This is a genomic window from Alcaligenes ammonioxydans (assembly GCF_019343455.1).
GTDB lineage: Bacteria > Pseudomonadota > Gammaproteobacteria > Burkholderiales > Burkholderiaceae_B > Alcaligenes > Alcaligenes ammonioxydans.
On record NZ_CP049362.1, the window covers coordinates 26,172 to 51,151 of the forward strand.

Below are 24,980 nucleotides of genomic sequence, written 5' to 3' on the forward strand. Positions count from 1 at the left end.
TATCGTGGTATCAGGCGGTTTGACGCGTTTGTGCCAGTCGTCCCATCCCCTGTGGGAATAAATCCAGGCCAGCTGTCGCCACCAGATCCCAGAAGCCAGCGGGGGAACTGGACACGACGGTGACGCCCAGTTTGTCCTCGACCTGACGCACGGCTTCCAGCGAGACCAGACCACCGCAAGACAGCAGCAGACCTTGTGCCTGACCGGGAGCCTGCTTTTGGGCGATGTCCCATGTTTTCAGGCACAGATCGACCAGCTCTTGCGTGCTGATTTGCGACATGGCGGTGACGTCATTGACGCCCAAACCATACGCGCACACGGCCTGAATCTGGTTCTGGGCCAGAAAGCGGACCAGACGCTGGTTCACGTCATCAATATAAGAAGACGCGACCGCAACCCGTTCGATGCCGCTGACACGCAGGCCGCGCAAAATGGCGTGGCTCATGGTCGAGCATGGCAGACCGGTGGATTCGCGCAGGCGTGCCACCAGTTCCTCGTTAAAGTCCGAGCCGCGGTAAAAGCTCAGTGAGGTCCCCATCAAGGACACGGCCTGGGCTCCCCGAGCGGCCAGCTTTTGAGCGGCGTCGACGACCTGGTCAATAACCTGGTCATAGCCTTCCTTGTCCACGGAACTGAGCGCCAGGCCTTGGGCGATGAAGTCAATTTCCGGGTACATTTCCGGGCCTTCCGGAGGCACCAGACCGGCGGCTGGTGGCACGATCAGGCCAAGTACGGGGCGCTGGGCGCCAGAGTTGTCAGTCGTCATAACAGTAGCTGCTTGGTTCATTGTTTAAAGTCGAGCTGGGCACTTTCGATGACTTTGGCCCAGCGTTGTGTTTCTTCACCCAGCCATTGTTCGGTGGCTTGGGCATCTTGATAGCCGGCAACGGAGCCTTGGGCCAGGAACGCGTCCTGCACCTGTTGTTGCTGCATGCTGTTTTCCAGGGCTTTGCTGACCGTGGCGATAAAGGCCGGGTCCACGTTCTGGGGTGCCAGCATGAACAGCGACGGCGTCACGCTATAGCCGGGGATGGTTTCCGAGACGCTGGGCAGCTCGGGCATGCCGGGAAAGCGGCGCTCGGACAAGGTGGCCAGCAGACGGATACGGCCAGACTTGGCCAGGCCGATCGAAGAGGCCAGGCTGGCAAAGGACATGGAGACTTCGCCGGCAGCCAGTGCCTGACTGGCCGGGGCGCCACCGCGATATGGGACATGCACCAGTTCTGTCTGGGTTTTCAAGGCGAACAGCTCGCCACCCAGGTGGTGTACCGAGCCCACGCCCACCGAGGCAAAGGTTTCGGTTTGAGGGGGAGATTTGCGGATGGCTTCGACCAGTTCGGCCACGTTCTTGACGGGGCTGTCGCCGGGGACGGCCAAAGCCAGATCGGACTGACCGACCATGCCGATCGGGGCAAAGTCGCGCTGCAGGTCGTAGCGCAAAGCCGGGTAGATATAAGGTGCGACCAGCAAAGAGGTGTCTGCAAACAGCAGCGTATTGCCGTCGGCTTGGGATTTGGACACATAGTCGGCAGAAATTGTGCCGCCTGCGCCCGATTTGTTCTCCACAATGACGGTGCGGTCCAGTTCTTTGCTCAGCGCCTGGGCGGTTACCCGCGCCAGGGTATCGACGCCGCCGCCGGGGGCAAAGCCCACGACCAGACGAATGGGCTCGGCAGCGTGTAAGGCGGCCACAGGGCTGAATGTCAGGACGAGCGCAGCCAGCGCCCGCCGTGTGAAACGGCTTGCAAACATGAGAAAGTCTCCTCGGTATGAGTGGTTGTTTTTAGCTAGTTATGAATTAGTGCCGCATATAAAATCCGGCCAAGGGATTGAGCTGGGCATTGAGCCAGCTGTAGCGCTCGCGCTTGTCGAACTCCCATTTTTCGGGATGGGCTTGGGCGACACGGCGCAGGGATTCAGCACCGGACAGCACATGGCTGGCCGCGGCCTGCATGGCGCTGGGGCCATCGCGCAGGGCCAGTGCCTGGGTCAGTGCCTGATGCTCATGCCAGGACTGTTCCATGCGATTTTCCTGATCCAGATGACGATGACGATAGGGATTGGTCAAACGGCGCAGATGTTCAATCTGCTGCACCATGAAGGAGTTGCCGGCAATGCTGTGAACCAGGGCATGTAGTTCGGCGTTATAGGCGGCGTAATCGCCCAGACTTTTGTCCTGCAAGGCCTTGGCGCCCCGCTTTTGCAAACGCTCCAGCTCACGAATCTGGGCATTGCTGATCCGGTAGGCGGCCAGTTGGGTACAGGCACCTTCGAGCAAAGCCAGGGTTTCCAGCATTTCTTCCAGTTCCTCAATGGTGTGCTGGGTGACAAAAATACCGGCACGCGGGGCGATGCGCACTTGACCGGTGGCGGCCAGTTGCAGCAAGGCCTCACGCACCGGCGTGCGTGACACCCGAAAGAAGGTGCAGAGCAAGGACTCGTCAATGGCGCTGCCCGGCGGCAGATCACCGCTGGCAATGCGGTGCTCCAGTTCGATTCGTACCCGGTCGGTATTGCTGAGCGTCATGGCTGTCTCCCACGCCTGGTGCTGTTTTTTAGGCTTAAATCATTCTAGGTAGAGCTTTTTGATATATCAATTAAGGCTTATCCGAGGGTAAAGAAGCGGGCGGCCCGTTTTGATTCGGCCGTTTTTCGCGGATAATCAATTTTTTCTGTCCGAGTCCCCCTGCCTGATGAGCAATGAACGTAAACCCCTGGATGCCCTGGCCAGTGGTGCCATGCTGGTCCTGTGTCTGATCTGGAGTTTTCAGCAGATTCTGCTCAAGGCTACGGCCAATGACATGGCGCCTGTCTTTCAGATTGGCCTGCGCTCGGGCGTGGCCTGCGTGCTGGTGGCCCTGCTGGTTCTGGTGCGCACGCACAAATTGGCTTTTACTGAAGGGGCCTGGAAACCGGGACTGATGGCCGGCCTGTTGTTTGCGCTGGAGTATTTGCTGCTGGGCGAGAGCTTGCGTTTTACTTCGGCCGCGCATGTGGTGGTGTTTCTGTACACCGCACCGGTGTTTGCGGCCCTGGGCCTGCACCTGCTTTTGCCCTCTGAGCGGCTGGCGCGCCTGCAATGGGTGGGGATCGGGCTGGCGGTGGCGGGTATTGCGATTACTTTTCTGGGGCCGGGCAGCCCCGACGGCGCCGATGTGGGGCACATGCTGATAGGCGATTTGATGGCCTTGGCGGCGGGGGCCTTATGGGGCTTTACCACCGTGCTGATCCGTAGCACGCGCCTGTCTGCCGTCCCGCCTTCGGAAGCCTTGCTCTATCAGCTGCTCAGCGCTTTTGTCATTCTGATGGTAGCTGCTGCCGTGACCGGACAAACCGAGATTCAATGGTCAGGCTTGCTGGTCGCCAGCCTGGTGTTTCAGTCCGTCGTGGTGGCGTTCTTGAGCTTTCTGGTCTGGTTCTGGTTGCTGCGTAACTATCAGGCGTCGCGTCTGGGGGTCTTTTCCTTCGCCACCCCTTTGTTCGGTGTTCTGTTCGGGGCGTTTTTGCTGGGTGAGCCCATAGAACCCCGTTTTGTGATGGGCGCTTTACTGGTGTTGATGGGCATTACCTTGGTCAGCGCCTATAGCTGGATCAGTCAGTTGCGACGTCGCAGAGCCTGACCGAATCAGCGACATGACGTGAACGGCCTCAAGGCGCAATGCGTTGTCGCAAGCTGCTTTTCAACCATCGGCAAAACTGGCGGGCCTCACTTTGCTGGGGTGATTGTGCGTTGACATAGGCCATGTAGGTTGCGCCCGTGGCGACTTGGCCAGGGCCGACTTCCCGCAGAACGCCATCGCGTAGATGATCCATCACCAGTAAACGCGGCACAACTAGAAATCCGGAGCCGGCAATGGCCCCGGCAATTGCGAAAAACAGGTGATCGTAGGTGGCGCTCAACAGCAGCCGTGAAGGCTCAATACCCTGATCCAAAGCCCATAAACCCAACATGTCCGGTCGTGAGCGTGCGGTCACCATAGGCCAGTGCTCCCAGGCCTGCCTGCTATGTTGCTGGATTAAGGCGGGCGCTGCCACGCATACCAGTTCTTCGCGTATGAGCTCCCAGCTTTCGCTGTCGGGCAGGCTCAAGTCACGGCTGATCAGCACGTCAAACGCTTCATTAGGACGGGGTGGCGACAGATTGGTGATCAGATCAATCTGCCAATTGTGCTGAGCGGTGAACTGGCCAAGCATGGGCACCAGCACCGTCATTGAAAAGCTGGGCATGGAGGTGCGGACTCTCAGCCGTTCGTGCTGATCCTGCTGATGGGTGATTTGTTGAATGGCCATCTCCAGAGTGGCCATCGCATCTTTGACCGTGTCATACAACTGCAGGCCGGCTGCCGTCAGCTCAATATAGGGGCCGCGTCGAATGAACAGAGCCTGCTTGCTGACTTTTTCCAGGGTGGCGATATGCCGGCTGACTGCGCTTTGGGTGATCCCCAGGCTTTGGGCTGCACGGGTGAAATTACCTTGTCGGCCCACCGCGACAAATACACGCAGAGGGACCAGAGGAACATTTTCAAGCATGATTAAAACTCATGATAGGGCCACGCTTAACAGGGGGTAGGTGTAGGGTGTAACAGAACGGTCATCTAAGATAAATACCATGATTTTCATGCAATTTTATTGAAATTACAGGAAATAATCATGCAAAACCGTTTCTCTTATCTATCCGCTTTGCTCATGCTTTCCTGCCTGGGTACGGGGGCTGCCAAGGCGGATGAAGTGGTGTTGTACTCCTCCAATAACATCGATGTGGTGAACACGGTGATTGAGCAGTTCCGTCAGGTCCACCCCGAGATATCGGTGTCCGTGGTGCGGGCGGGTTCCGGTGCCCTGATGCAGCGTATCAAGGCAGAAGCAGAGCAACCCCTGGGCGATTTGTTCTGGTCCGGCGGGTTTTCCACCTTGTCGCAGTATGCCGAGTACCTGGCGCCCTATTCGTCGCCCGAGGCCAGTGCAGTAGGTGCACAGTATCAGGGAGCCGGGCAACGCTGGCTGGGTACCAATACCCATGTCACGGTATTGATGCTCAACGAGCGTCAGTTGGGCAAGCTCAAGGCGCCTGCCAGCTGGGCGGATCTGGCTGATCCGGCCTGGAAGGGCAAGATCGTGATTCCAGATCCGGAGCGCAGCAGCTCTTCTTATGTTGCCTTGTACGGCCTGCAAGATCTGATGGGTCAGGAGGTGTTTGAGAAGGTCGTGCGCAATGCTGTGGTGGTCGGGACCACCTCCGGCGCCTACGAGGGCGTTGCCAATGGCGAGTTTGCGGTTGCGGTAACGATGGAATATGCCGCCTATCAATATGTGGCCGGTGGTCTGGATACGATTGACCTGGTCTACCCCAAAGAGGGCACTTTCTTGTCGCCGGAAGGCATGGCCTTGATCAAGGGCGGGCGTAACCCCGAATCCGCTCGCAAGCTGTATGACTTCCTTGCCTCCCGCCCTGCGCAGGAAGAGGTGTTCAAAAGCGCGTTCCGCCGCCCTTTGCGCAGCGATATTGCCGTCAATACGCTGACAAGCTTGCCTGCCATGGATCAGATCCGTGTGCATGCGCTGGATGATGATCGTATGGGGGCGGATCGTGAAGCCTTCCTGGCACGTTGGCGTGCACTGGTTTCCCAGCGCTAGGCGGGACTGGTATGCAGATACATCTATCAGGTATTGAGCAAAGCTACGGCTCACAGACTTTGTTTCACGGTTTGGATCTGGACATCCCCAGTGGCTCCTTGTTTACCCTGCTGGGGCCATCGGGTTGTGGCAAGACGACCTTGCTGCGCATGCTGGCCGGGTTTGTGCGCCCTGATCATGGCAAGGTGCTGTTCGGCCAAACAGACATGACGCGAGTGCCTGTGCACAAACGCAATGTGGGCATGGTGTTTCAGGATTACGCGCTGTTTCCGGATCGCAGCGTGCTGGATAACGTCAGCTACGGTTTGCTGGCGCGTGGCCAGTCTCGCTCCCAGGCTCGCGTCCCCGCGTTGGAAATGCTGGCGCGCGTGGGCTTGAAGGACAAGGCGGATGCCTTGCCGTCTGCCTTGTCCGGTGGGCAGCGACAGCGAGTGGCCATGGCACGCGCTTTGGTGATCAAGCCCGATCTGCTCTTGCTGGATGAGCCCTTGTCTGCCCTGGATGCCAAGCTGCGCACCGATCTGCGCGAGATGCTGCGGGACTTGCAGCAGGAAGCCGGCATTACTACCGTGTTTGTGACGCATGATCAGGAAGAAGCGCTGAGCGTGTCTGATTACATTGCCGTCATGGATCGGGGCTGCGTCCGTCAGGTCGGGACACCCGAGCAGATTTATCGCTGCCCTGACAACAGCTTTGTGGCTGATTTTGTAGGAGGGGCCAATTTGATCGAGCTTCAGGAGGAGCTCGGTCAAGCCGCAGACGGCTGCCGCCGCTTCCGGACGGCAGGCTGCATTGTGCGTATCCAGTCTGCCGGGCGTTTTTCTGAGCAGACGATGTTGGCTGTGCGGCCTGAAACCCTGAGTGTGGATGCCTTGCGTCCGCTTGACGAGGGGGACATTGCCGCGCGAATTGAGAGCGTGGATTACCGGGGCCCCAGTACGGCATATCAGTTGCGCACCGAATTCGGTTTTCTGAAGGCGGTGGTCTGGAATACCGGCGTCAGCCAGAGCTGGGAACGGGGCGATGCGGTGGTATTGCGCGTTCCCGAGTCGGCTCTTTTGGTGGAGCGGACATGATGCTGGGTTCTTTGCGACGTGATCCAGCCTGGTTGATGCTGGCGCTGGGGGCGGTGGCCTTGCTGGGCTACTTTTTGCTGTGGCCGGTCTTGTCCATGCTGACCAGTTCCCTGTTCAACAAGGAAGGTCAGTTTGGCTTGCACGGCTACGTGCAGTTCTTCTCTGAGCCCGCTTACCGGGAGAGCCTGTTCAACACCTTGTGGCTAGGAGGCGCGGTTACCCTGCTCAGTCTGGTGCTGGGCGCTGGTTTGGCCCTGGCCGCCGCTCGCTTTTCCTTCCCCTTGGCCGCCTGCCTGGGTGTCTTGCCCCTGCTGACCCTGGTCATTCCAGATGTGGTGGTGGCGGCGGCCTGGATCGTGGTGCTGGGTAAGCAAGGTGTGCTCAATAGCTTGCTGGCGCCCTTGGGTCTGGAGCTGCCGTCCTTGTATTCCTGGTGGGGTCTGGTTTTTGTGATGACCTTGAACAACTACGTGTACGCCTATGTCGCCGTGCTGGTAGGTTTGAAGTCCATGGATCGCAACCTGGAAGAGGCGGGCCTGAGTCTGGGCAGCTCTCCGGTTCGCACCTTGCGCACGGTGACCTTTCCTTTGATGGTGCCGGCTTTATGTGGTGCCGCGGTGCTGGTTTTCATGCACGTCATCGGGGATTTTGGTGTTCCAGCCATTCTGGGAGCCCGCACCCCCGTGCTGGCGGTCAAGACTTATAACGAGTTTGTCAGCGAGATGGGTGGTAATCCGCAAATGCAGACCACCATGGCTTCTTTGCTGGTGTTTTTGGGCCTGGCCTTGCTGCTGATTCAAAAGTGGGTGGTGGCCCGACGCACCTACCAGATGGAGTCCGGACGAGCTCCGGAGCGCGTGCCCCTGCGTGCCTGGCAGGCCGCTGTGTGTGCCACTTTGGTATCGATCCTGATTGTGCTGTCAGTGCTACCCGTGATGGTGGTGATTATCACCGCATTTACGCCCTCTATCGGGCCGGTGCTGAAGTATGGCGGCTTTACCTTGAGCCATATGCAGCAAGCCCTGGTGCAGGCTCCCGGACCTTTGTACAACTCCTTGCTGCTGGGTGCTGCGGCAACCAGTGCTGGTGCCGTGTTCTCCATCGTGGCGGCCTATCTGATTGTGAAACGGCCGTCCGGCTTGAGTGCGGGCCTGGATGTGCTGGTCATGCTGCCCTTGACGATTGCCGGCACGGTGCTGGGCATTGCCTTGATCAATGTGTTTAACAGCGGCTGGCTGGTGCTGACGGGCAGTTGGGTGATTATGGCGCTGGCCTACTTTTTACGCCGGGTGCCCACCAGTGTGCGGGCGGCCATGGGGCCTTTGCATAACTTGCGCAATTCCATCGAGGAGGCCTCCATCAGTTTGGGTGTGGCCCCGATGCCCACCTTTGCAAAGGTCGTTCTGCCGGTGGTATGGCCTGCCGTCATTGCGGCCACGGTGCTGATGTGGATCACGACCTTGTCGGAGTTATCCGCCACGGTGGTTCTGTATTTTGGCGGGATGAGCACCCTGCCTATCGAGGTTTTTCAATTGGTGGACAGTGGACGTTTGGCGCAGGCCAGTGCGTATAGCCTGGTGCTGTTGATGGCGATATTCCTGCCGCTGCTGCTGACCCGTTTCGTTTTCAAAGTAAAAGTAGGATGGACACAATGAGCTTTGTGCAATGTCAGGAAGAGATCGCGCTGGCCCAGCGCGTGTTGGGAGCCAAGGCATCGGCCACCAAAGAGATGACGCGTCTGGCCAATCAAATGCGGCAACAGGGGCAGTCTGTGATTACCCTCAGTCAGGGCGAGCCGGACTTTGCAACCCCCGAGCATGTGCGTCAGGCGGCCAAGGAAGCGATTGATCGCAATGAGTCCCGCTATACCGAAGTAGCCGGCACCCTGGCCTTGCGGGAGGCCGTGGTGCGCAAGTTCGAGCGTGACAATGGCCTGCATTTCAGCCCGGATCAGATCCAGGTGGGTTGCGGGGCCAAGCAAGCCTTGTATAACGCCTTGCAGGCCACCGTGCAGGACGGGGATGAGGTCATCATCCCTACCCCTGCCTGGGTGTCTTACCCTGAAATGGTCTTGTTGGCAGGTGGCCAGCCGGTCATTGTGCGGTGCAGTGCCCAAGCCGGTTTCAAGTTGCAAGCCGATCAGCTTGAACGCGCCATCACCCCCCGTACCAAATGGCTGATGCTCAATTCCCCCTCCAATCCCAGTGGTGCCGTGTATTCACGCCAGGAACTGGAAGCGCTGGAGCAAGTGCTGTTGCGCCACCCACATGTCTGGGTGATGGCCGATGATGTATACGAAAAAATCCGCTATAGCGACGAACCCTTTGCAACGCCTGCTGCCTTGTCTCCGTACATGGCGGCGCGCACCTTGACCATCAATGGTGTCTCCAAGGCCTATGCAATGACTGGCTGGCGGGTGGGGTTCGCCGCCGGTCCGCTGCCTCTGATCAAGGCCATGAATCTGGTGCAGTCGCAAGCGACGTCCCATACCAGCTCCATCAGCCAGGCAGCGGCCGTGGCCGCACTGGATGGCCCCATGGATTTTCTGCCCGAGTTTGTGGAAGCGTTCCGCCGTCGCCGTGACAAGGTGGTAGCCGCGCTCAATGCCATGCCAGGCATTGAATGCGATCTGCCCATGGGGGCGTTTTACGTTTTCCCCAGCTGCCAAGGCGTATTGGGCCTGCGGGACCCGTCAGGCCAGTTGATCAGTACCGACAAGGACCTGTGCATGTATTTCCTGCGCAGTGCGGGGGTGGCCGTGGTGCCCGGTTCGGCGTTTGAACTGCCGGGCCACTTTCGGGTGTCTTATGCCTCCAGTGATCAGGAGCTGGAGGAGGCGATGAGCCGCATTGCCCAGGCCATTGCGCGACTGAGCTGATTCCTTACGGAGAAATAATGTGAATAGCAAAAAAAACCAGGTGCTGAAAGAAGCGTTCTCCCAAGGGCGTTTGATGACGGCAATGGCCGCACATAATCCCCTGTCTGCCCGCCTGGCTCAGGATGCCGGTTTCGGGGCAATTTGGGGTAGCGGTTTTGAGTTGTCAGCCAGTTATGCCGTGCCTGACGCCAATATCCTGTCGATGGGAACCCACCTGGAGATGATGCGGGCGATCGCCTCGACCGTAGACATTCCTTTGATTGCCGATATTGATACCGGCTTTGGCAATGCGGTGAATGTCAGCTACGTCATCCCGCTGTACGAAGCAGCGGGCGCCAGTGCCATTGTGATGGAGGATAAAACCTTCCCTAAAGACACCAGCCTGCGGGCGGATGGGCGTCAGGAACTGGTACGCATTGAGGAGTTCCAGGGCAAGATTGAAGCGGCGTGCGCGGCACGCCGTGACCCTGACTTTCTGATCATTGCGCGGGTCGAGGCCCTGATTGCTGGCCTGGGGCAGGAAGAAGCCCTGAAGCGAGGGCTGGCTTACGAGCAGGCGGGTGCAGATGCCATTTTGATTCACTCCAAACAAGCCACGCCAGACCAGATTCTGTCCTTTGTGCAGGCCTGGACCGGCAAGGTGCCGCTGGTGCTGGTGCCAACGGCCTATCCTCAACTGACCGAGGCGGACATTGCGCAACTGGGCAAGGTGGGCGTGGTGATTTACGGCAATCATGCGATTCGTGCGGCCGTAGGGGCCATGCAAGCTGTATTTGCCCAGATTCGCCAGGATGGTGGCATTCAGAATGTGGATGCCAATCTGCCTTCCGTCAAAACCATTATTGGTTTGCAAGGTGATGCCCATATGCGTCAGATTGAGGCCCGGTTTCTACGTTAGAAGGGACAGTATTGGGCTTCGTATAATGGCGGGTGGCCCGACGGCGGGCCCTTAGCCGGATGAATGCGATGCCCAAATCTGCACAAGGCCCTATCCCCGTCACACTGTTGACCGGTTTTCTGGGCAGCGGGAAAACGACTCTGATCAATCGTGCTTTGCAAGAAGCACAGATGGCCGACACCCTGGTCATCATCAATGAGTTTGGGCAGACGGCGCTGGACCATCATCTGGTGGCGCACAGCCAGGAAAACGTGATCGAGGCCATGGGCAGCGGTTGCCTGTGCTGCACCATACGGCGTGATCTGGTGCAGACCTTGCGCGACATTACCTGGCGTTTTTCGCGGGCAGGTCAGCGGCAGTTTCGACGGGTGCTGATTGAGACGACCGGGCTGGCCAATCCCGCACCCATCTTGCACACCTTGTTAAGTGATCCACAATTGGCGGGCAAGTACAGCCTGGCGGGTGTGGCGACGGTGGTGGATTTGGAGCATGGACTGGAAACGCTGGCGCGCCATGCCGAGGCACAGCGACAGGTGGCCGTGGCCGACCTGCTGCTGTTTAGCAAGCGTGACCGGGTGGATGCAGGGACTGAAACGGCGCTGCGTGAATATGTACGTGGCTTGAATCCTTTGGCGCAACAGCAGATCCTGAGGGCCGGGCAGCCTGTTGCTCCCAGCCTGTTGGGCTTGGGCGAGCAAGTCGGACAAGGACGGGCCTGGAGCCTGGAGGCTTTTGAGGTGCTGGGGCAAGATACTGGCGATCACGATCACGATCACGATCACGATCACGATCACGATCATGTGCATAGCCATAGCCATAGCCATAGCCATAGCCATAGCCATAGCCATGGCCACGGCACGGGCACCCTGGCTGGCAACAGCAACAGTTCTGAGTCTGCTCACCCGCAGGGAGAGCGTCCAGGAACGTCGGCGGTCAGTATGCCGGATACCTCCCGCCATGGAGACTCCATCTATTCGTTAAGCGCTCTGTTCCCCCAGCCTTTGCCTGCCGACACGCTGCAATCCTGGCTGTCGAATCTGTGCCAATGGGCGGGCCCTCGTCTATTGCGCTTGAAGGCGGTTCTGCCCGTACAAGGCATGGACCAGCCACAGGTGATTCATGCCGTGCAGCATCAGTCCTACCCTTGGCAGACCGTGCCTCACTGGCCTTGGCTGGATCAGCAAGGGCGCATGGTATTGATCACGCAGGATCTGGATTTTCAGGAGCTTTGGGCGCGATTGCAGGAACTGGATGCTGCGGTTCGAAAGACGGATTAAGACTCGATGAGTCCGAGCCTCTCTTGGCCGGATGTCCTTTAGTCGTTAAGTCCGAGCCTTTCTTGATCGGCGTTTCTTGAATCGCCAGGAGCCTGAGGGCGCATTGCCTCTTTTTCATCCGAACAGGCTATCCACCGCTATGATAGACCGTTCCTCAAGCCGAAAAAAAGGACGCCTAAGCGTCCTTTTCAAAAGCCTTTGGGCTAAGCGATTTTATTGGGGCTCCACGCCCACTTTCTTGAACAACTCAGCCCATTGGGGCACTTGTTGCTCGACCTTGGCTTGCAGGGCTGCCGGGTTGGCCTCGTTTTGCATGACGGTGGCACCCAGGGTGGCCATGCGCTTTTTGAAATCCTCGTCGGCCAGACCTGCTTGCAGGGCCTTTACCAAGGTGTCGACTACAGGCTGGGGCGTGTCTTTGGGAGCCCACATGCCGTGCCAGATGCCGACTTCAAAGTCTTTGAAGCCTGACTCCTGCATGGTGGGGACATCGGGGAATGTGGGGACCCGCTCACGGCTGGTGACGGCATATACCTTGACCTTGCCTGACTTGATTTGCTGAGTGGTGTTGGTGGTCTGGTCACACATGATGTCCACCTGCTTGCCCATCAGGTCCGCAATGGCGGGGGCCGTGCCTTTGTAGGGCACGGTCAGCAGATCGATACCCAGTGCTTCGGTGAACATGGTGCCGCACAGGTGGCTGGCTGCGCCAATTCCGGCATTGGCCAGGGAGACCTTGTCCTGGTTGTCCTTCAGGTACTGCACCAGTTCCTGGATGTTATTGGGGGGGAAGTCCTCACGGGCAATGATGGTCATGGGTACGTCCACCACAAGACCAATGGGAGACATGCCGTTGATGGCGTCATAGCCGGGCTTTTTGTAAAGCGACGGTGCGGTGGAAAAGCCGATGTGCATCAACAGGATGTTGTAGCCATCTGGCTTGGCACGGGCAACCTGAGCCGTACCGATGGAGCCGCCCGCCCCGCCCTTGTTCTCGACCACAATGGTCTGGCCCAGTACGGGTCGCATGGACTCGGCCAAGGCGCGGGCCACGTTGTCGGTCGGGCCGCCTGCGGCAAACGGCACCACCATATTGATGGGGTGGTCCGGATAGTCCGCCGCCTGTGCGACGGCCGAGCAGGCCAACGCCGCGCCTAGACTGACCAACAGCTTGTTTAATGCAACAGCCATAATGCCTCCTGGATAAGGATTGCTTATTCTTGTGGGCGATACTTGGATACGTTCGCGAGTTGCTGCCAAACGTTAAGGAGCGGGTTTTATTCTACTGAGGGTCGCCGCGTTTCTTTTTAAGGTCTAACCCTAGGAAAGCGCTGAAATGGACTAGGGGAATATACGGGGGCAGCAGACGCGGCAAGCCGTTCTTAAGGGGGAACGGCTTGCCGGGGGGGCTGTCAGGAGGCCGGTTTGTGCAGAACAGGCGTCAGGTAGGCAATGATGGAGACCGCCGTTGCGGCAAGGGCGATCAGGCTGCAAAAGATCATCAAGCCCTGGTCCAGGCCCAGGTGATCGGCCAGCCAGCCCAGTCCCAGAATGGGCAGGATGGCGCCCAGATAGCCGGTAATCAGGTAAGTGGAGGTCAGACCGGCACGCTGGTGAGGGGGCGAGACGCGCTGCACGATGGACATGCCTCCGTACATGCACAGGCCGTGACCAAAGGCGGTCAGCAGCACGCACAAAATGAACAGCAGCGAGGAGCTGGCCCACAGGTTAATCAGCAGGGCGATACATGCCAGGGTGAAGGACAGCAGGCCCACAATGACGCTGCGCTTGGCGGGCCAGCGGCGGATCAGCAACTGAAAGCCTGAGGACAGAAACAGGATGATCCCGATAGACAGACCGCTGGTGGCCGGGCCATGCCAAGGCACCATTTGTTCCATGAAGCTGGGTGCCAGGGAAGCAAACAGGCTGAACATGGCAAAGGCGCAGCAGGCCGACAAACAGCCAATCAGATAGGGACGACGCAAATGAGTGGCGGGCAGTGTCAGCCGCGGCATCCAGGTGCGCCAGCTGCTTTTTTCCTGCACAACGGGCTGCTTGCTGGCAAGGGGTTTGATCTGGAACAGCGCATAGATGGCCAGGATGCCCAGCACCATGGAGGGAAGATAGCTTGAGAACAGCGGATTGGGTATCCATTGTGCAATCAGGCCGCCCACAACCGGGCCCAGACCAAAACCAAAAGCCAGCATCAGCGAGGTGGTGGCGGCGGCGCGTTGTACATCCCCACCCCGGTTAAATTGCCCCAGGCCGATGGAGGCCGAGGTCACAATCATGCTCGATGCCATTCCGATCATGATGCGGCTGAACAGGAAACTGCCCACGTCCCAGGCAAAGGCAGACAAGGTCACACCGCTGGTGACCAGAATCAGCCCCGTGCGCAGCACCGGCATAAAGCCTTTCAGGTCGCTCAGACGGCCCAGAAACAGCAGGCCTGTCAGACCGGCGGCCATATAAGCCACGTACAACTGGGTGATGTGGCTGGCATTCAGGTCCCACCGGTCCTGATACAGCGGGTAAAGCGGACTGGCCAGAGCGGTGCCCATCACGCCGATACACATGGCGATACTGATCCACACATAGGGGTCCCATTGGCGTTTCTTGCGGGCGGGGCGCGCGGCCAGGGAAGGGTCAGCCGGTGCCGCGGCGGGGTTCAGCATCGGCTCGATCCGGGCTTTCTGCAGAGTCTGGGCCGCAGCACTGGCGTGAAAGTCCCGGCAGCTTTGGCTGTCTTGCCAGCTTTCATACAACACCCATTGTCCCGGCGGCTGGTCCTTGCGTACGACATCAAAGCGCAGGCAGGCCGCCTTGGCCCGTGCCTGTTGAGACAGCGAGTCCGTATAGGCGTCCTGCGCCTGAGGGTCCAGCTCGGTGAAATGGTAGTGTGTCGTGCGAAAGTACGTGTCGCCCATGCAGCGTAATCCTTGCCAGCGAAATCATTCGGGACCATCAAGGATACTCTTTCAGGCCTGCGCTGACATGGCTATTCGCTGACACTAGGCTGGCTGGCGTAAATCCAGATGTATATCGGCCACATGCAACACTTCGGCCTCATGATCCGGGTCGCGCCAGCTGTCCTCACAGGCCATCTGGTGCCAGTGCTGCATGGCTGGCAGGGCGAGCAGGCTGTCCGCATAGCGTTGGCAGGCGGGGTCCAGTTTCAGACCATAGGTTTGCAGACGGAACACCACAGGGGCATAAAAGGCATCGACGGCGCTGAATCGTTCGCCGGCCAGGAAAGGCCCCCCAAAGCGGTTCAGACCTTCTTGCCAGAGGGTTTGCAGGCGTTCAAGCTCGCCGTGCAGACGCATGTCCTGTCGGTGATGCTGGGCGCGCAGTGCCACGGCAAAGGGGCATAGGGTGCGCAGGGAAGAAAAGTTGGCATGCATTTCCGCACTGGCACTGCGTGCCCAGGCCCGGGCAATCGGGTCAATGGGCCAGACGCCGGGATGCTGTTCGGCCAGATACTCGACAATAGCCAGGCTGTCCCAAATGATTTGCCCGCGCGTGTGCAGCACGGGTACGTGTCCGGCAGGGGCCATTTCGTGAAAGGCCAGGGTACTGAAGGCGGGCCCGAAATTGAACCAGCGCACATCAAAGTCCATGCCCAGGTAGCTCATCAGCAGCCAGGGACGCAGGGACCAGGATGAGTAGTGGGGATTGCCCAGGACAAGGGTGTAGTGTTTGGTGGTTGGCATGGTGGCACAGTGTCGCAAAGCGGATAGTGCTTGCACTTTAGTAGGCTTTGTTCTGCTTGGGTAGTGCCAGATCCTGCCTCGTGTTTTGGTATGCTGGTTTTTTTGCGCACTTGCGGAGCAAACCATGGCTTATGACCTGGAAAAACGGCTGGTGATCGGGCTGGCCTCCAGCGCCCTGTTTGATCTGAGCCAGTCCCATCAGGTCTTTCAGGAACAGGGCGAGGCGGCCTATCGCGACTATCAGCTGGCACGCGAGCACGAACCCCTGAAACCGGGCGTGGCCTTCTCCTTTATCCGGCGTTTGCTGGCCTTGAATGACCTGTCCCCCGACGATCCCTTGGTCGAGGTGGTGCTGCTGTCTCGCAACGATCCCAATACCGGCCTGCGGGTGATGAATTCGATTCGACACCATGGTCTGGACATTACGCGAGCCGTTTTTTTGCAAGGAGGCGATCCCAGCCCGTATATCCAACCCTTGTCGATCAGCCTGTTTCTGTCCGCCAATCAGCAGGACGTGCATCGCGCGGTGCAGCAAGGGTATCCGGCTGGACAGGTCCTGAACTCCTCTTACGAGGATGCCTATGACGATCAGCCGATTCGTGTGGCCTTTGATTTTGATGGCGTGATTGCCGATGACGAGTCCGAGCGCGTCTACCAACAGCAGGGGGGCTTGCCTGCTTTTTTCGAGCATGAAATGCGTTTGGTGCAACAACCGCATAATCCCGGCCTTTTGCAGGCTTTTTTGCTAAAACTGGCGCATATTCAGGAAGTGGAGCAGCAGCATCAGCAACACCATGCCGACTATGTGCCGCGTCTGCGTATTGCCATTGTGACGGCACGCAACGCACCCGCTCACGAGCGTGTGATCAACACCATACGCAGCTGGGGCATCGAGGTGAATGAGGCCTTCTTTCTGGGCGGCATTGAAAAGCGGCGGGTGCTGGAGGTCTTGCAGCCTCATATTTTCTTTGATGACCAGACTACCCACCTGATTCCTACTGCGCAGACTCTGCCCTCCGTGCACATCCCGTTCGGGTTTGTTAATCACCCAGCGGCCAGCGGGGTGGAGCAGGAAAAAGAGTGAAAACAGCTTAAACCACGGTGGACAGGGAGGCCTTAGGCCTGTGCCAGAGACCGGCTGACGGCGCGTGCAGCAGGCTGGATCAGGGTGGCCAGTGCCTCGGGGCTGATTGCCTCAAAGCGTTCCAGGCTTCCCAGCAAGGTCAGGCTGCCAAAGATACGCTTGGCATCATCGAAAATGGGTGCAGAAATCCCGCCTATGCCCGGATTGATCTGTTCTTTGGTGATGCAGTAGCCGGCGCGACGCAGCTCCTGCATATGCGCGGAAAAAGCCGGCCAGTCCTTGCCCAGGCGTTGTACATAATCCAGGCGCTGGTTTTTCTCGTACAAACGGCGAAGATGACGGGTAGGCAGGTACGCGGTGATGATGCGCGCCGTGGAGCTGCGGAACATGTCCATCGTGCGGCCTCGCCCAAACAGCAGCTCGAAGCGCTCGGGCCCTGTTTCCTGGTGGGTGGTCAGAATGCGTTCGCCATATTGCTGGCCAATCAGGACATCCAGCCCGGTTTGCTCAACCAGAGATCGCAACAGAGGGCGACAGCGGCTGACCAGCGGATCAAATTCGCGGATCAGCAAATCCATTTCAATAAACCGTGGCCCAGGTGCGTAGCCTTCTGGGCTGCGAATCAACAGGCCGCTATTGCATAGCTCTTTCAGATAGCGATAGGTGGTGGCGGGAGGATAGCTCAGGCGGGTGCAGATGGTCTCCACATCCAGCACCGGCGTGTGTGCACCGTACAAGTCCAGAATTTGCAACATGCGTCTTAGACTATTCATGTGCCCTCGTCAAAATGGAGTTGTTGGTTCTCTATTCTAACCACGCGGCGGCCTGTCAGTGGGGCGCAACATCGGGCAAGTCCCCCTTCTACTGGTTTATACCTAAACCATCACATTATTCGGAAATTTTTCTCAGACTGCGGTAATAATCTGGAGAACAAGCGGGTCTGTTATGCATTTGCTTACACATGGCCTACCCTTTTTGTGACGCTGGGCACGACACGGGCCCGGCATCGGTTTTTAGAGGCGGACATGGATCAGGCTCAGCCCAGTCAGGTGTCGTTGGAAATCAAGAATGTACTGTTCATCATGTGTGACCAGTTACGCGCGGATCACCTGTCCTGTTATGCCCCCGGCGGTGCATTAAAGACGCCCAATCTGGATCGTTTGGCGGCGATGGGGATGCGCTTTGATCGCGCCTATGTGAACTCGGCCGTCTGTGGCCCCGCACGGGCTTCGTATTACACCGGCCGCTACCCCTTGTCGCACCGGGTTACCTGGAATCGCGTTCCTCACCCTATCGATGAGCTGTATCTGGGCGATTATCTGGCCCAGTCCGGACGGGATTGCCATCTGCTGGGCAAGACCCATCATGTGCCGGACCCGGCTGGCGCCCGTGCCGGGCGCTTTCAGGTCCAGCCCGAGGGAGCCGAGCGCTTCTGGCAAGGGGGGTTTACGGCCATCGAGCGCTATGACGGTCACTTCGAGATGGGCCCCGATAGTGAGTACCGCCAGTATTTGCACAGCAAGGGCTATGACAGCGAGCGGCCCTGGGAAGATTATGTGATCGGCAGCCAGGACGCCCAGGGGCAGTTTGCCTCTGGCTGGTACATGCGCAATGCCAGCCTGCCGGCACGGGTCAAGGCCCAGGACTCTGAAACCGCCTACTTTACCCAGCGCGCCATGGATTTCATCACCGCCAAAGGTGAAGAGCCCTGGGCCTTGCACCTGTCTTTCATCAAACCGCATTGGCCGTACAAGGCGCCAGCGCCCTACCACGACCGCTTTGGCGCGCACGATGCCTGTGCGCCAGTGCGGGCCGAGCACGAGCGCCACCAGGCCCATCCGGTCCATGCCGCCTATCAGCAGCATGAAGAGTCCCGGTCTTTCGCTCAGGACGAGGTCTGGCGCACGATCAAGCCCGTGTATATGGGCCTGGTCCAGCAGATCGACGATGAGGTCGGCCGTTTGCTGGACCAGCTCGAACAGCAGGATCGCCTGAAAGACACGCTGATTATTTTCAGCTCGGATCATGGTGATTTGCTGGGCGATCACTGGCTGGGCGAGAAAGAATATTTTTTTGAAAACGCTATTCGCGTGCCGCTGATCGTGGTTGATCCCCGGGCGTCGGCGAACGCCACACGCGGACAAGGCAGTGATGCCTTTGTGGAGTGTGTGGACGTGACGCCCACGATTCTGGATGCCTTGCAACTGCCCGCCCAGGAGCATCGCGTGGAAGGCCGCTCCCTGATTCCCCTATTACACGGTCAATCCGCTTGGGCTCGTGAGTATACCGTCGCCAGTCTGGACTACGCGTATCGGGAAGCCCGTCAGATCCTGGGTCGCGGGGTGGAGGAGTGCCGGGGGCTGATGCTGCGCGATGGTGACTATAAATACATACATTGGCAGGGCTATCGGCCCCAGCTGTTCGATTTGAAACAAGACCCTGACGAGCTGCACGACCTGGGCGCGGACCCGGCGTACGCGGCGGTTTGTCGGCGTATGAAAGAAGGCCTGCTGGACTGGCATGACACCCTGAAAGGGCGTGCCAGCGAAAGCTGGGCTGCAGTAGAAGATCGTACCAATGCGCATGAGCGCATGATGAACATCTTGATTGGACGATGGTAAATACGCTGCGGGGGGCTGCCAGTGTGGGTGGCGGGCCGCAATTAATAACGATAAGGAGTGGACAATGAAACAGCTTAAAAATACGACGCTGGCCCTGTTGCTGGCCGGAGTAGGCGCTCTGGCGCCGATGATGGCTCAGGCGGCCTGGCCGAGCACGGAGCAGGTACGTATTGTGGTCCCCTACCCGCCCGGCACCGAGCCTGACATTCTGGCCCGCGATCTGGGTGTGCATTTGAACAAGGCCACGGGCAAAGTCTTTGTGATTGAAAACCGCCCGGGCGCCAATGCCATTATTGGCACCGATAATGTGGTCAAGGCCAAAGGCGATGGTTCGGCCTTGCTGATGGTGGACAGTCTGGCGGTATCGACCAACCCTCTGCTCTACAGCAACCTGCCCTACAAATGGGAAAAAGACTTGAAGCCGGTCACCACGGTAGCAGGTGTGAACCTGTATCTGCTGGTGCGCAATGACTTTCCGGCCAAGGATTACAAGGAATTCATTGCCCAGGCCAAGAAGGCCAACGGAGATACCAATGTGGGCACAGGCGGACGTGGGCATGTCACGCACCTGGGCATGGGCCTGCTGGGCCGTGAGGAAGGCGTGAACTTCACTTACATTCCCTACAAAGGCATGGCCCCGGCGACCAATGCAATTCTGGGTGGCGAGACGGATGCCATGCTGGTCGGTGGCATTCTGGCATCCCAGCATGTGAATGGCGGTAAAGTCCGGATCCTGGCCGTCGGTGCAGACAAACGGACCGAGCTGCTGCCAAACGTGCCGACTGTCGAGGAAGCAGGCGGCCACGCCAACAGCATCCCTACCACTACGTTTGCACTGTTTGCTCCCGGCACCACGCCCGATGAGACGGTAAAGGAAATTCAGGAAAAAGTGGATGCGGCACTGAAAACTCCCGAGATGCAGGCGGCTTTCAAGAACCGTGGTCTGGCCCAGTTCTACACCACCCCAGCCCAGACGCTGGAGCGTGTGCAGAACGACTCCAAAGTTTATTCCGAGCTGATCCCTACCCTGGGCATTCAGCCTGAATAAACGGCGGGTCGGGTAGCGCCCTGTGCCGGCAAGCGGTCGGCCGGGGGCGTTGGAACCGGCAGGACTGCGTCAACAAAAAACACCACCCACACATCGCCTGAGCGGTGTGTGGGTGGTGTTTCTGAATGCTGGCCGTCTCTCTCTCCCACTCCTGGCTGGACCATCCAGATCCCCAGGCAGCAGGGTTAGAACCGATAGTGTGCGCGGTCGTGCTGCGTTTTACTGCTCGTTATAGTCGTGCTGCTCGGAAATCAGGCGTCGCAAGGTGGCCTTGAGGGCATTGACGTCCAGGGGTTGCAGGCGCTGGACGACCTCCTGCTCGTGCAGGCGGGCCTTGGCAATCAGGCCGGAGATCAGGGTCTGCCCTTCTTCGGTAATGCGCACCAGCGTGATGCGACGATCCACATCGTGGGCTACGCGGCGCAATAAACCTTGTTTTTCCAGTCGATCCAGCAAACGGGTGACAGTTGGTTGCTTGGTGGTCGCAATGCGCGCCAGGTGCCCAATACTGACCTCGCCCGCGCCGGACAGGGTGGACAGGACACGCCATTCGGAAATGGACAAACCGTTGCTCAGCACCACTTCGTGGAATTCGGCAGAGATCAGCTGGCTGGCCTGGGCCAACAGGGCGGGCAGGTAATTTTCGACAAAGACGGTGTCGTGTTCGGTGGGGCTCATGGTGCTTATTGTCATTACAGGCTAGTGGGTGCCGCGAATCTGCAGGGGCGTGGGCCCGAGCAGATGGTCAGGCCTGAAGACCCCGCGCGGCGGCAACAGGGCTCACTATAACCAAGCTGTCCGTTCGCGTGTCGCAAATAATTTGGCGTCTTTACTAGGGAAAACCATGAGAATGGATATGTTGAGATATAAACATATTCCGATGAAAATAAATACCATGTTCACAATACGCGGTAAGTAAGGAAAGAAAATGGCTGAGCGATCATTTGTCGAAGAAGTCAAAAAGCTGCGCCTGGGGGATGGAGACGTATTCAGTGGCGAAGGCATCTTGGCGGTGACCAAGGCCCTGCTGGAATCGGGCGTGTCCTATGTGGCCGGTTACCAGGGTGCGCCTATCTCGCACTTGATGGACGTGCTGGCCGATGCCCAGGACATCTTGCAAGAGAACGGAATCCGTTTTGAAAACAGCGCCAGCGAGGCGACCGCGGCGGCCACACTGGCTGCGTCGGTCAACTACCCGCTGCGTGGCGCCATCACCTTCAAAGCGACGGTAGGCACCAACGTGGCCTCTGACGCGCTGGCCAACCTGGCCTCGGGTGGGGTCAAGGGCGGTGCGCTGATCATCGTGGGCGAAGACTACGGCGAAGGCTCGTCCATCATGCAAGAGCGCAGTCACGCTTTTGCCATGAAGTCGCAAATGTGGATGCTGGACCCGCGTCCTAACCTGCCCTGTATTGTGCAAGCGGTCAAAGACGGTTTTGATTTGTCCGAAGCGTCCAACACCCCTGTCATGTTGCAGCTGCGCATTCGCGCCTGCCACGTGCATGGTCAGTTTGTGGCCTCGGACAACCGCCGCGCCAAATTCACCATTAAAGAAGCCATGGAGCAGCCCACACGCGACATCAATCGCATTGTGTTGCCGCCTGCCAGCTTCCTGCATGAAAAAGAAAAGATCGAACAGCGCTGGCCGAACGCCGTCAAGTTCATCGAAGAGCGTCAGCTCAATGAATTCTTTGCTGATGGCACCGACGATGTGGGTCTGATCGTTCAGGGCGGTGGCTACAACACCGTGATCCGCGCTTTGGAACACCTGGATCTGGCCGATGTGTTTGGCGAATCCAAAGTGCCCATGTACGTGATGAACGTGGCCTACCCGCTGATCGAGTCCGAAATCGTCCGTTTCTGCGAAGGCAAACGTGCGGTGCTGGTGCTGGAAGAGGGTCAGCCCAACTTTGTGGAACAGAACATTTCCGACATCGTGCGTCGCCACAATGTGGACGTCACCCTGCACGGCAAGGACCTGCTGCCACTGGCCGGTGAATACAACACCGCCACCATGCTCAAAGGCCTGCGCGCTTTCATGGAAAAATATGGCCGCGTCGAGCCTCTGGCTCCTCGCAAACCACGTGTGATCCCGATGAAAGTCGAGACGGTGGAGCGTCCAAAAGCGGAACAAGCCAGCCTGGTGAACGTGGAAGCCGCCGAAGTCAAACCGTTGGGCAGCCTGGACGAAAACGTTCATGCCCGTCCTCCCGGGTTTTGTACTGGCTGTCCCGAGCGTCCTATCTTTACCGCGTTGAAACTGGTGGAGCGCGAACTGGGCGAACACCACGTCTCTGCCGACATTGGCTGTCACCTGTTCTCCATTTTGCCGCCCTTCAATCTGGGTAACACCACCATGGGCTACGGTCTGGGCGGCGCCGGTTCGGCAGCCTTGAACGTGGAGTCCGACAAGCGCGCCATCTCGGTCATGGGTGACGGCGGTTTCTGGCACAACGGTCTGACCAGTGGTATTGCCAATGCGGTATTTAACCGCAGTGACAACCTGACCATTGTGATCGACAACAGCTACACCGCCGCCACGGGCGGTCAGGACATCCTGTCCTCCAAGGCCAAGAACGAAACGCGCAGTACCGGTCACCTGATCGAGAAAGCCGCGCGTGGCGTGGGTGTGGAATGGCTGCGCATGATCCGTCGCACCTACGATCTGAAGACCATGACGGCCACTTTGCGTGAGGCCCTGACGACCAAGGAAAAAGGTCCCAAGGTGCTGGTGGCGCAAAGCGAATGTATGTTGAACCGTCAGCGTCGCGAAAAAGGCCAGGTCCGCAAGGCAGTGGCGGCAGGTGAGCGCGTGGTGCGCGAGCGCTTTGGCGTGGACCCGGACACCTGTACCGGCGATCACTCCTGCATCCGTCTGTCCGGTTGTCCGTCGCTGTCGATTCGCCCCAACCCGGACGCTCTGCGTCAGGACCCGGTGGCCAATGTGATGAACAGCTGTGTGGGTTGCGGTCTGTGTGGTGAGGTTTCCCACGCGGCGATTCTGTGCCCCTCGTTCTACCGGGCTCAAGTCGTCAGCAACCCGACTGGCTGGGACAAGTTCCGCGAAAAAACCCGCCGTGGCTTTATTGGCTGGTTGCAGCGTCGTGACGCTGCCCGTCGTGATCGTCTGGCCTTCTAAGCACACCCGTAGAGATTCTTATCATGCAGATCAAACCAATCAAGATTGCTATTTTGGCCATGGGTGGCGAAGGCGGCGGCGTGCTGGCCGACTGGATCGTCAACCTGGGCGAACAAAACGGCTACTTTGCACAAACCACCTCGGTGCCGGGCGTGGCCCAGCGTACCGGTGCCACGATTTATTATGTGGAGCTGTTTCCGCACTCGGCCGCACCTGATGGCAAGAGGCCGGTGCTGGCCTTGATGCCCATGCCCGGCGATGTGGACGTGGTCCTGGCATCCGAGCTGATGGAAGCGGGTCGCGCCGTGCAGCGCGGCCTGGTCACCGAAGACCGCACCACATTGATTGCCTCTACGCACCGTGTCTACTCCATTGCCGAAAAATCGGCCATGGGCGATGGCCGGGTGGATGACAATGCGCTGATTGCGCACGCCACGCAGGCTGCCAAGCGTTTTGTGTATTTCAATATGGAAAAAGCGGCCGAGGACTCGGGCAGCGTGATTTCCGCCGTGCTGTTTGGTGCCTTGGCCAGTACGGGTGTGCTGCCCTTTAGCCGCACCCAGTTCGAGCAGACAATTGAGCGCGGTGGCGTGGGCGTCAAGCCCAGCCTGAAGGCTTTTGGCGCTGCTTACGCTCGTGTGGCCGAAGGTGATGCCGGCAAGGCCGAGTCGGATAACAAACCGGTTGATATGGCAACGCTGGCTCCGCGTGACCCAGCTGTTGCCAAGCTGATTGACCGTGTTCGTGCCGAAGTGCCTGAGCAGGCCCAGCCCATCGTGGTGGAAGGGGTGCGCCGTGTTCTGGATTTCCAGGATGTGGATTACGCCAATTTGTACCTGGACCGCCTGAAAAAGATCAGCCGCTTCGCACGTCCGGATGACGTGGCCCTGGTGCGTGAAACGGGTCGGTATCTGGCCTTGTGGATGTCTTACGAAGATGCCATTCGCGTGGCCGAGCTGAAAACCCGTGCCAGTCGTTTTGACCGCGTCCACAAGGAAGTGCGTGCTGCCGATGGCCAGATTGTGGCGATCAATGAATACATGCATCCGCGTGTGGAAGAGATCAGCGAAATCCTGCCGTTTGCCAGTGTTGGCCGCTGGCTGATGCGTCCTACCTGGGGCAACAAACTGGTGAAATCGCTGACCAAGTCCGGACGTGTCATTCAAACCAGCTCGGTGCGCGGCTTTATTCCTTTGTATCTGTTGTCGGGCTTTAAACGCTGGCGTCGTCGCACGCTGCGTTACCAGGCCGAGCAACAGCGCATTGAAAGCTGGTTAAAGCAGATTGAGCAGGCGGCCGATGCTCACCCGGCCCTGGCTTTGGAAATTGCCCAATGTCAGCGTCTGGTCAAGGGCTACGGCGATACGCATGCTCGCGGGCTGCGCAACTACCAGACCGTGATGTCGGCACTGGAGCGCAACCCCAGCACCTTGTCGCCAGCCATGCTGGGCGCCTTGCGCGATGCGGCCTTGGCCGACGAGCATGGCTCCAAGCTAGAGGCCACATTGCGCCAGTACGCCCTGGTGTAAAGGGTTCACCAGGCCGCTGGACAGCGGCCTTGGTGAAAACCCTTGAAGGCACGGATTTAACCCCCTAAATACTTTATTTCTAA

21 protein-coding genes are annotated in these 24,980 nt (G+C 58.7%); 12 read left to right on the plus strand and 9 right to left on the minus strand.

Annotation, left to right across the window (positions count from 1 at the left end; translation table 11 throughout):
- Nucleotides 1-10 precede the first annotated feature (10 nt).
- Genes FE795_RS00115 through FE795_RS00125 form a run of 3 tightly spaced genes read right to left on the minus strand, consistent with a single transcriptional unit; the run spans nt 11 to nt 2,527 of the window.
- On the minus strand, nt 11-766 hold the full coding sequence (locus FE795_RS00115; protein WP_003800720.1) for an arylmalonate decarboxylase: 756 nt from the start codon (nt 764-766) through the stop codon (nt 11-13).
- A gap of 17 nt (nt 767-783) precedes the next feature.
- On the minus strand, nt 784-1,752 hold the full coding sequence (locus FE795_RS00120) for a Bug family tripartite tricarboxylate transporter substrate binding protein (RefSeq protein ID WP_131071115.1): 969 nt from the start codon (nt 1,750-1,752) through the stop codon (nt 784-786).
- A 46-nt stretch (nt 1,753-1,798) separates the two neighbouring features.
- Complete coding sequence (locus tag FE795_RS00125) at nt 1,799-2,527, minus strand: GntR family transcriptional regulator (RefSeq protein ID WP_003800716.1); 729 nt, start codon at nt 2,525-2,527, stop codon at nt 1,799-1,801.
- A 166-nt stretch (nt 2,528-2,693) separates the two neighbouring features.
- On the opposite strand from FE795_RS00125, the gene FE795_RS00130 reads away from it, so the two are divergent.
- The gene (locus FE795_RS00130) at nt 2,694-3,620 is read left to right on the plus strand and encodes a DMT family transporter (RefSeq protein WP_131071116.1); all 927 of its coding nucleotides are present in this window, start codon (nt 2,694-2,696) and stop codon (nt 3,618-3,620) included.
- A gap of 28 nt (nt 3,621-3,648) precedes the next feature.
- Here FE795_RS00130 and FE795_RS00135 read toward each other — a convergent pair whose 3' ends face one another.
- Complete coding sequence (locus tag FE795_RS00135) at nt 3,649-4,530, minus strand: LysR family transcriptional regulator (protein ID WP_059318420.1); 882 nt, start codon at nt 4,528-4,530, stop codon at nt 3,649-3,651.
- Nucleotides 4,531-4,650: 120 nt separating this feature from the next.
- On the opposite strand from FE795_RS00135, the gene FE795_RS00140 reads away from it, so the two are divergent.
- The 6 genes from FE795_RS00140 to FE795_RS00165 all read left to right on the plus strand — a co-directional run bounded on the left by FE795_RS00140 (nt 4,651) and on the right by FE795_RS00165 (nt 11,763).
- Entirely contained in the window at nt 4,651-5,634 is a 984-nt protein-coding gene (locus tag FE795_RS00140; protein WP_131071117.1) for an ABC transporter substrate-binding protein, read from the plus strand.
- An 11-nt stretch (nt 5,635-5,645) separates the two neighbouring features.
- Entirely contained in the window at nt 5,646-6,710 is a 1,065-nt protein-coding gene (locus tag FE795_RS00145) for an ABC transporter ATP-binding protein (protein ID WP_045930489.1), read from the plus strand.
- Complete coding sequence (locus tag FE795_RS00150; protein WP_131071118.1) at nt 6,707-8,365, plus strand: ABC transporter permease; 1,659 nt, start codon at nt 6,707-6,709, stop codon at nt 8,363-8,365. Before FE795_RS00145 ends, FE795_RS00150 begins: the two co-directional genes overlap by 4 nt.
- Nucleotides 8,362-9,588, plus strand: a complete 1,227-nt coding sequence (locus FE795_RS00155) for a pyridoxal phosphate-dependent aminotransferase (RefSeq protein WP_060186761.1) — start codon at nt 8,362-8,364, stop codon at nt 9,586-9,588. Before FE795_RS00150 ends, FE795_RS00155 begins: the two co-directional genes overlap by 4 nt.
- 19 nt (nt 9,589-9,607) lie before the next feature.
- On the plus strand, nt 9,608-10,486 hold the full coding sequence (locus tag FE795_RS00160) for a phosphonopyruvate hydrolase (RefSeq protein WP_131071119.1): 879 nt from the start codon (nt 9,608-9,610) through the stop codon (nt 10,484-10,486).
- A gap of 68 nt (nt 10,487-10,554) precedes the next feature.
- Nucleotides 10,555-11,763 carry a CobW family GTP-binding protein gene (locus FE795_RS00165; protein ID WP_219235388.1) on the plus strand — a complete coding sequence of 403 codons (1,209 nt, stop codon included), beginning with the start codon at nt 10,555-10,557 and terminating at the stop codon, nt 11,761-11,763.
- Nucleotides 11,764-11,976: 213 nt separating this feature from the next.
- Here the strand turns inward: FE795_RS00165 and FE795_RS00170 are convergent, their stop codons facing one another.
- The 3 genes from FE795_RS00170 to FE795_RS00180 form a co-directional block, all read right to left on the minus strand.
- On the minus strand, nt 11,977-12,954 hold the full coding sequence (locus FE795_RS00170; RefSeq protein WP_003800710.1) for a tripartite tricarboxylate transporter substrate binding protein BugD: 978 nt from the start codon (nt 12,952-12,954) through the stop codon (nt 11,977-11,979).
- Nucleotides 12,955-13,175: 221 nt separating this feature from the next.
- Entirely contained in the window at nt 13,176-14,690 is a 1,515-nt protein-coding gene (locus FE795_RS00175) for an MFS transporter (RefSeq protein ID WP_003800708.1), read from the minus strand.
- 84 nt (nt 14,691-14,774) lie between these two features.
- Nucleotides 14,775-15,476 carry a glutathione S-transferase gene (locus FE795_RS00180; RefSeq protein WP_059318414.1) on the minus strand — a complete coding sequence of 234 codons (702 nt, stop codon included), beginning with the start codon at nt 15,474-15,476 and terminating at the stop codon, nt 14,775-14,777.
- A 124-nt stretch (nt 15,477-15,600) separates the two neighbouring features.
- Between FE795_RS00180 and FE795_RS00185 the strand changes: the two genes are divergently transcribed.
- Nucleotides 15,601-16,560, plus strand: a complete 960-nt coding sequence (locus tag FE795_RS00185) for a 5'-nucleotidase (RefSeq protein WP_003800704.1) — start codon at nt 15,601-15,603, stop codon at nt 16,558-16,560.
- Nucleotides 16,561-16,592: 32 nt separating this feature from the next.
- Here the strand turns inward: FE795_RS00185 and FE795_RS00190 are convergent, their stop codons facing one another.
- The gene (locus FE795_RS00190; protein ID WP_131071122.1) at nt 16,593-17,333 is read right to left on the minus strand and encodes an IclR family transcriptional regulator; all 741 of its coding nucleotides are present in this window, start codon (nt 17,331-17,333) and stop codon (nt 16,593-16,595) included.
- Between the two features lie 252 nt (nt 17,334-17,585).
- Here FE795_RS00190 and FE795_RS00195 point away from each other — a divergent pair, with 252 nt between their 5' ends.
- Both FE795_RS00195 and FE795_RS00200 read left to right on the plus strand, forming a co-directional pair.
- Nucleotides 17,586-19,181, plus strand: coding sequence for a sulfatase-like hydrolase/transferase (locus tag FE795_RS00195; protein WP_003800699.1), 1,596 nt, complete (start codon nt 17,586-17,588; stop codon nt 19,179-19,181).
- A 64-nt stretch (nt 19,182-19,245) separates the two neighbouring features.
- Nucleotides 19,246-20,229 carry a Bug family tripartite tricarboxylate transporter substrate binding protein gene (locus FE795_RS00200; RefSeq protein WP_003800697.1) on the plus strand — a complete coding sequence of 328 codons (984 nt, stop codon included), beginning with the start codon at nt 19,246-19,248 and terminating at the stop codon, nt 20,227-20,229.
- Nucleotides 20,230-20,448: 219 nt separating this feature from the next.
- On the opposite strand, the gene FE795_RS00205 is transcribed toward FE795_RS00200, so the two are convergent.
- Complete coding sequence (locus FE795_RS00205) at nt 20,449-20,907, minus strand: MarR family winged helix-turn-helix transcriptional regulator (RefSeq protein WP_003800695.1); 459 nt, start codon at nt 20,905-20,907, stop codon at nt 20,449-20,451.
- Between the two features lie 250 nt (nt 20,908-21,157).
- Here FE795_RS00205 and FE795_RS00210 point away from each other — a divergent pair, with 250 nt between their 5' ends.
- Nucleotides 21,158-23,368 (plus strand): thiamine pyrophosphate-dependent enzyme, encoded by a 2,211-nt coding sequence (locus tag FE795_RS00210; RefSeq protein WP_219235390.1) that lies wholly within the window; start codon nt 21,158-21,160, stop codon nt 23,366-23,368.
- A 23-nt stretch (nt 23,369-23,391) separates the two neighbouring features.
- Nucleotides 23,392-24,897 (plus strand): indolepyruvate oxidoreductase subunit beta family protein, encoded by a 1,506-nt coding sequence (locus tag FE795_RS00215; RefSeq protein WP_003800690.1) that lies wholly within the window; start codon nt 23,392-23,394, stop codon nt 24,895-24,897.
- The last annotated feature ends 83 nt before the right edge of the window (nt 24,898-24,980 follow it).

Excerpts from the sequence above, each read along its gene's own strand:
- FE795_RS00115 (WP_003800720.1), bottom strand. The coding sequence starts at position 766 with ATGACGACTGACAACTCTGGCGCCCAGCGCCCCGTACTTGGCCTGATC.
- FE795_RS00120 (WP_131071115.1), bottom strand. The coding sequence starts at position 1,752 with ATGTTTGCAAGCCGTTTCACACGGCGGGCGCTGGCTGCGCTCGTCCTG.
- FE795_RS00125 (WP_003800716.1), bottom strand. The coding sequence starts at position 2,527 with ATGACGCTCAGCAATACCGACCGGGTACGAATCGAACTGGAGCACCGC.
- FE795_RS00130 (WP_131071116.1), top strand. The coding sequence starts at position 2,694 with ATGAGCAATGAACGTAAACCCCTGGATGCCCTGGCCAGTGGTGCCATG.
- FE795_RS00135 (WP_059318420.1), bottom strand. The coding sequence starts at position 4,530 with ATGCTTGAAAATGTTCCTCTGGTCCCTCTGCGTGTATTTGTCGCGGTG.
- FE795_RS00140 (WP_131071117.1), top strand. The coding sequence starts at position 4,651 with ATGCAAAACCGTTTCTCTTATCTATCCGCTTTGCTCATGCTTTCCTGC.
- FE795_RS00145 (WP_045930489.1), top strand. The coding sequence starts at position 5,646 with ATGCAGATACATCTATCAGGTATTGAGCAAAGCTACGGCTCACAGACT.
- FE795_RS00150 (WP_131071118.1), top strand. The coding sequence starts at position 6,707 with ATGATGCTGGGTTCTTTGCGACGTGATCCAGCCTGGTTGATGCTGGCG.
- FE795_RS00155 (WP_060186761.1), top strand. The coding sequence starts at position 8,362 with ATGAGCTTTGTGCAATGTCAGGAAGAGATCGCGCTGGCCCAGCGCGTG.
- FE795_RS00165 (WP_219235388.1), top strand. The coding sequence starts at position 10,555 with ATGCCCAAATCTGCACAAGGCCCTATCCCCGTCACACTGTTGACCGGT.
- FE795_RS00170 (WP_003800710.1), bottom strand. The coding sequence starts at position 12,954 with ATGGCTGTTGCATTAAACAAGCTGTTGGTCAGTCTAGGCGCGGCGTTG.
- FE795_RS00175 (WP_003800708.1), bottom strand. The coding sequence starts at position 14,690 with ATGGGCGACACGTACTTTCGCACGACACACTACCATTTCACCGAGCTG.
- FE795_RS00180 (WP_059318414.1), bottom strand. The coding sequence starts at position 15,476 with ATGCCAACCACCAAACACTACACCCTTGTCCTGGGCAATCCCCACTAC.
- FE795_RS00185 (WP_003800704.1), top strand. The coding sequence starts at position 15,601 with ATGGCTTATGACCTGGAAAAACGGCTGGTGATCGGGCTGGCCTCCAGC.
- FE795_RS00190 (WP_131071122.1), bottom strand. The coding sequence starts at position 17,333 with ATGAATAGTCTAAGACGCATGTTGCAAATTCTGGACTTGTACGGTGCA.
- FE795_RS00195 (WP_003800699.1), top strand. The coding sequence starts at position 17,586 with ATGGATCAGGCTCAGCCCAGTCAGGTGTCGTTGGAAATCAAGAATGTA.
- FE795_RS00200 (WP_003800697.1), top strand. The coding sequence starts at position 19,246 with ATGAAACAGCTTAAAAATACGACGCTGGCCCTGTTGCTGGCCGGAGTA.
- FE795_RS00205 (WP_003800695.1), bottom strand. The coding sequence starts at position 20,907 with ATGAGCCCCACCGAACACGACACCGTCTTTGTCGAAAATTACCTGCCC.
- FE795_RS00210 (WP_219235390.1), top strand. The coding sequence starts at position 21,158 with ATGGCTGAGCGATCATTTGTCGAAGAAGTCAAAAAGCTGCGCCTGGGG.
- FE795_RS00215 (WP_003800690.1), top strand. The coding sequence starts at position 23,392 with ATGCAGATCAAACCAATCAAGATTGCTATTTTGGCCATGGGTGGCGAA.